At 41.3% G+C, this 1229-nt stretch carries 1 pseudogene; it reads right to left on the reverse strand.

Features of this window, described 5'->3' with window-relative positions:
* Nucleotides 1-18 precede the first annotated feature (18 nt).
* Nucleotides 19-1165, reverse strand: a pseudogene (locus CYK47_RS15215) (IS3 family transposase).
* Between the last annotated feature and the right edge of the window lie 64 nt (nucleotides 1166-1229).

Raw genomic sequence — 1229 nt, forward strand, 5'->3', positions numbered from 1 at the left:
TGAATAGCCACCAAAATTCTAGACACACGTAACCATCTTTTGATGGGCCTTTTCATAATCTAATGGAGAACGCTGACCATTGGAACCATGCCTGCGTTTTGTATTGTAGAACATCTCAATATATTCAAAGATATCAGACCTAGCCTCAGTTCTTGATGCATATATTTTCTTTTTGATCCTCTCGCGTTTTAACAGTTGAAAAAAGCTCTCGGCAACAGCATTGTCATGGCAATTTCCTCGTCTACTCATACTACTTTCAAGATTATGATGCTTGAGAAATGTCTGCCATTCATGACTGGTGTATTGGCTGCCTTGGTCAGAATGGATCAGCACTTTGTTCTTTGGATTCCTTCGCCACAAAGCCATCAGTAGTGCATCTAAAACTAGATCTGTTGTGATTCTAGATTTCATTGACCAGCCAACAACAAGACGTGAAAACAAGTCAATCACAACTGCAAGATATAACCATCCTTCATGAGTACGGACATAAGTGATGTCAGTCACCCACAGTTGATTGGGATGAGTTGGATTAAACTGTCGGTCTAAAGTGTTTGCGGCAATGACAGATGGCGTACCAGCATGAGCTCTAGGTTTACGATAGCCACGCTGCGATTTAAGACCATTCGCCTTCATGAGTCGATGTACTCGATTAATCCCACAACTTTCGCCAACATCTTTCAAATCACAGTGAATCTTGCGATAGCCGTAAACCCACCAGATTCCAGCCAGAATTGTTTAATCAATCCTGAAAGCTGTTGCCGTTTCTTGGCAGTTTTACTGGTAGGTTGCTTTAGCCATGCATAGTAACCACTGTGATGAACATCCAGAGCTGAACATAAACGACGGATAGGCCATATGTTCTGATTGTCCTGAATAAAAGCGTACCTCATTTGGACTGGCTTGCGAAGTACACCGCGGCCTTTTTTAGAATATCCCTTTCTTCAGTGACCCTTTGCAGCTCTTTTTTTAATTTCGCTAATTCTGTACTTGGATCACTAGATTCTATTGTTTTTGGTTGCTGTGGATCATAACGTTTAATCCAAGCATACAGACTATGAGTGGTGGTTCCTAAACGTGCAGCAACTTCAGCCACACTATGACCTTTCTCAGTGACTTGTTTTACTGCTTCAATTTTGAATTCTTCAGGGTATCGTTTACTGCTCATAAGCACCTCGTTAATTAGCCATTTTATCTAACTAAAGGGTGTCTACAAAATCGGTGGCTATTCA

Source organism: Acinetobacter sp. B51(2017), assembly GCF_003711395.1.
In the GTDB taxonomy this organism is placed as follows: domain Bacteria; phylum Pseudomonadota; class Gammaproteobacteria; order Pseudomonadales; family Moraxellaceae; genus Acinetobacter.